Source organism: Deltaproteobacteria bacterium (assembly GCA_019309045.1).
GTDB lineage: Bacteria > Desulfobacterota > Syntrophobacteria > BM002 > BM002 > JAFDGZ01.
In genome coordinates this window covers 1-4274 of sequence record JAFDGZ010000147.1, presented here as the reverse complement: position 1 = coordinate 4274, position 4274 = coordinate 1, and the positions used below count along the sequence as shown (strand labels likewise).

The following is a 4274-nucleotide window of genomic DNA, read 5'->3' as shown; positions in this document are numbered from 1 at the left end:
GCGCAAATTGGTTGAACTCGTCTTTGTGATTCGTCTGCGTGAGGGCTTCGCCTGATGGCGGTTGCCTCTCGCAAAGGCGCTAAGGGCGCAAAGAGATGGCTTCGCGTTACTTGTAGCCCATGAGAAGATCGATGGGAAGCCTCCTCTGCCATTGGCAGAGGAGTTCCGCGGTTGCGGAACTTGCGGGGGAGATAGCGTGCATCGAGAAGAAGCTTGCTTCTTCTCGATGTGCGGTATCTCAGCAGCTGGCTTCCCATCGATCTCCCGTCAAGGCTACCAATCATTGCCGGAGGCCTTTCCCCTTTGCGCTCTTTGCGCCTTTGCGTGAGACCCCTCCAGCCCTTCAACTCCCCAAACTCAAGGCTGCATATCACCCCAAGAGACTCCCTGCACCCGTGCTCAAAACAAAGAGCCCCACCCCTCCCGTTGTGGAGAAGTGGAGCTCAGCCAACGTACCAGCCAGTTATCAGTTCTTTATGTACTGGGAAGGGGCACTACAGTTCCCGTTAAACTACTCGCGCGCACCAGATCTGTCAAGAAGGCAGTACCATCCGGGCATCGACAGGCAAACACCTGAAGGGGGATTGCCTGGAGTCGTCTCGGTGGCTCGCCTGCACGATGGCTTCTATTGACAGCAGTGTAGCTCACGCAAAGGTGCGAAGGGCGCAAATTGGCGGAACTCGTTTCTGTGATTCGTCTGCTTGAAGGCCTTGCCTGATAGCAGGTTGGCTCACGCAAAGGCGCAAAGAACGCGAATTGGTGGAACTCGTTTCTGTGATTCGTCTGCTTGATGGCTCCGCCTGATGGCAGGGTACCTCACGCAAAGACGCTAAGGGCGCAAATTGGTAGGACTCACTTCCAGGCTTCTTCTGCTTGATAGCTGCGCTTGATGGCAGGGTACCTCACGCAAAGACGCTAAGGGCGCAAATTGGTAGGACTCACTTCCAGGCTTCTTCTGCTTGATGGCTCCGCTTGACGGCAGGGTACCTCACGCAAAGAGATAGCTTCGCAGGATTTGTAGCCCGTGAGAGGATCCATGAGAAGTCTTCTCTGCTATGGGCAGAGAAGTTCCGCCGTTGCGGAACTTGCTGGGGTGGTGGCGAGCAGTGATAAGAAGCCTGCTTCTTATCGCAGATCGACACTACCACAGCCGGCTTCTCATCGATCCTATGTACTGGGGGCTACCCATTATTGCCGAAGGCCTTCCCCTTTGCGACCTTTGCGCCTTTGCGTGAGGCCCCTCCAGTCCATCAATGATCCTATTATCATGGCTGCAACTCACACCAGAAATCTCCCGCCGCGGACCGTCTCGGGGCATCTCTGGCGCCCCCTCTTTTCGCCGTCTGCTTGATCTCTAGAGGTTTTTGTCTTACACTCAGCATACACAAGAACAGGGAGCTGCAACATGAATATTAATAAAAGATACATTATAGACGAGGCCGGGAATCCTGAAGAGGTGGTCATATCAATTGAAGACTTCAGAAAGATAGAAGAACTTCTGGGACTGGACCTGGATGAGGACACTATCAGCCAGCTGCGTCAGGCTCGGAGTGATCGCGAAAATGAAAGCGTTGACGCTTATGTAGAGCTAGATTCGATCTGATGAGTAAAGTCATCGTCCACCGCCACGCCGCCAGTTACTTACAGCGCCTCCCAAGCAAAAGCAAGGACCGCATCAAAGATATACTGAGGCAATTGGCCCACAACCCTCTACAACATCCCGATGTAATACACATGGTTGGAAAATGGGCTGGATACCACAGGATCCGCGTTGGAAAACTGCGGATAATTTTCTGGTTTGATGAAAAAGAGGATGTTGTCTACGTAGACCATATCGGCCCCAGAGGTGACATCTATAAATAACCGAACTTTGACCGGGCCGTTTATATGGTCGGGAGAAAATTCCACCTGCCTGATCTCAGGTTCCCTCACGCAAAGACGTGTTTTGCATAAATTGTTAGAGATCGCTTCTATGCTTTACCTGCATAATGGCTATGCTTGACGGCAGTGTAGCTCACGCAAAGGCGCAAAGAACGCAAATTGGTAGAACTCGTTTCTGTGATTCGTCTGCGTGAAGGCCTTGCCTGATGGCAGGTTGCCTCACGCAAAGACGCTAAGAGCGCAAAGAGATGGCTTCGCGGGATCTGTAGCCCGTGAGAGGATCCATGAGAAGTCTTCTCTGCTGTGGGCAGAGAAGTTCCGCCGTTGCGGAACTTGCTGTGGCGGTTTCGAGCAGTGATAAGAAGCTTGCTTCTTCTCCCAGCTCGACACCGCCACAGCCGGCTTCTCATCGATCCTATGTACTGGGCTACCCATTATTGCCGTAGGCCTTTCCCTTTGCGACCTTTGCGCCTTTGCGTGAGGCCCCCCAGCCCTTCAATCATCCTGCAATCACGGCTGCCCTTCACCGCCGTAGGCCTTTCCCTTTTTGCGACCTTTGCGCCTTTGCGTGAGGCCCCCAGCCCGTCAACGATCTCACAATCACGGCTGCAAATCATAGCCAGAGGCCTTTCCTCCCCCGCCCGATTTTCTGCTCTGCGTGCGCCTGAAGCGGTCCCTCTCTAGCCTGTACCGATAGCGGCTTCGCTCAGATCTGCCCCAGCGAGCCATACCTGGAAGAGTTTGAATCCCAGGGACAGAATAACCGCGCCAACAAACAGGCCGATGAATCCCATGGAAAAAAAGCCGCCGATGGCTCCGAGAAAAATGACGAACATGGGCACAGGAGCACCGCGTCCCAGGAGTATGGGCTTCAGGAAGTTGTCGGACAAGGCAACCAAAATAAGCCAGGCTGTGAGCAGGCCGGCAGCCAGGGTGCTCGCCTTGGTAAACATATAGATGATGACTGGTATGGCAACAGGGGCAATGCCGATCTGAATAATGGCCAGCAGCAGGCAGAGAAAGGTCCACAGACCAGCGCCCGGCACTCCGGCCGCCACAAAGCCGATGCCTGCCAGCATTGCCTGGATAATGGCCACCCCCAGAATTCCTTTGACCACGTTGCGCACGGTTATGGTGGAAACATCAGCGAAGTCAGCGCCGCGCTCTCCAGCAAGACGCACGAACAGGTGTCTTGCCATGTTGCCGCTGCCCTCGGCATTGGCCATGAAAATTCCCGCAATAATGATTGACAGGGCAAATTGCAGCAACCCCACAGCAGTGCCCATGGCTGATTTGAGCAGCTTCAAGCTCACTGCTTTGATCTGAGGATGAAAGCGGGTCAGGAAGGCTTTGAGATCTGTGGAAGCCTCCAACCACTGTTTCTTCAATAACTTGCCAATGATGGGCCAATTTTCGATGTCAGCCGGTGGAGGCGGCACTCTTATTTCACTGCTCTGAATCCTGTCATTGACATATTTCATGCCATCCACGAGCGAACTCACCATGTGCACGCTGGGAAGAATGAGAACCAGAAGCATAACCACGGTAATTATGGCAGTTGCCAGCTTGAGCCGACCGCCCAGTATTTTACTGAGTCTCTGGCACGGGGGTAACAGGGCAATGGCCAGGATGATCCCCCAGATCACCGGGGTCAAAAATGGCTTCAATATCAGAAAGCACAGTGCTATCAAAAGGGCGATGATGCCAATGCGAAGCACTATATCGAATACTGGTCCTGTGGAGGTTTTTTCCCGGGTAGTTTTTTCAATTTCGTTCATGAGGATTCCCCTGTTCAAAAGTAGTACGTTCTGGAAGGCCATTTGAATGACACGGCGCCGATTGAACTGCTGCCAGCAAGGCCGGGCGCTGGCACACCTCGTTTCAGCCTGGTCGCCTATTATGGCACTGGTGGCTACTCGAGGCAACTGGAAGGTTGAGCGGGGGTGCTGCGCGCCGGTGCAGGGGAGTGAACTGCTGGGAGTTGTTTCTGTGATTCGTCTGCGTGAGGGCTTCGCTTGTTGGCAGGGGAGCTCACGCAAAGGCGCTAAGAGCGCAAATTGGTTGAACTCCTTCTGGTAATTCGCCTGCGTGAGAGCTTCGCCTGATGGCAGGTTGACTCACGCAAAGGCGCTAAGGGCGCAAATTGGTTGAACTCCCTTTTGTGATTCGTCTGCGTGAGGGCTTCGCTTGTTGGCAGGTTGACTCACGCAAAGGCGCAACGTGTCCGCCATAGCCCCCGGGCAACAGCGGAAGGTCGCAAAAGGAGATGGCTCCATGGAACTTTAAGGCCTGCGCCTGTTCTTTCATGGATTCGATTCCTAATTCCTAATAGTAAGACTGCTCCATGGCCTCATTGAGTGATCGTCGCAAACGCAACCTGAAGGTTGCGGCTA

At 53.7% G+C, this 4274-nt stretch carries 3 protein-coding genes; 2 read left to right on the top strand and 1 reads right to left on the bottom strand.

The features are described from left to right. The first annotated feature begins 1405 nt into the window (after positions 1-1405). Entirely contained in the window at positions 1406-1603 is a 198-nt protein-coding gene (locus JRI89_16800; GenBank protein MBW2072891.1) for a hypothetical protein, read from the top strand. Then, positions 1603-1863, top strand: a complete 261-nt coding sequence (locus JRI89_16795) for a type II toxin-antitoxin system RelE/ParE family toxin (protein MBW2072890.1) — start codon at positions 1603-1605, stop codon at positions 1861-1863. The genes JRI89_16800 and JRI89_16795 overlap by 1 nt, the downstream gene beginning before the upstream one ends. 698 nt (positions 1864-2561) lie before the next feature. On the opposite strand, the gene JRI89_16790 is transcribed toward JRI89_16795, so the two are convergent. Next, positions 2562-3659, bottom strand: a complete 1098-nt coding sequence (locus tag JRI89_16790) for an AI-2E family transporter (protein ID MBW2072889.1) — start codon at positions 3657-3659, stop codon at positions 2562-2564. Positions 3660-4274 lie beyond the last annotated feature (615 nt).

What these genes read in the sequence shown, in the direction of transcription:
- JRI89_16800 (MBW2072891.1), top strand. Translation starts at nt 1,406, where the DNA reads ATGAATATTAATAAAAGATACATTATAGACGAGGCCGGGAATCCTGAA.
- JRI89_16795 (MBW2072890.1), top strand. Translation starts at nt 1,603, where the DNA reads ATGAGTAAAGTCATCGTCCACCGCCACGCCGCCAGTTACTTACAGCGC.
- JRI89_16790 (MBW2072889.1), bottom strand. Translation starts at nt 3,659, where the DNA reads ATGAACGAAATTGAAAAAACTACCCGGGAAAAAACCTCCACAGGACCA.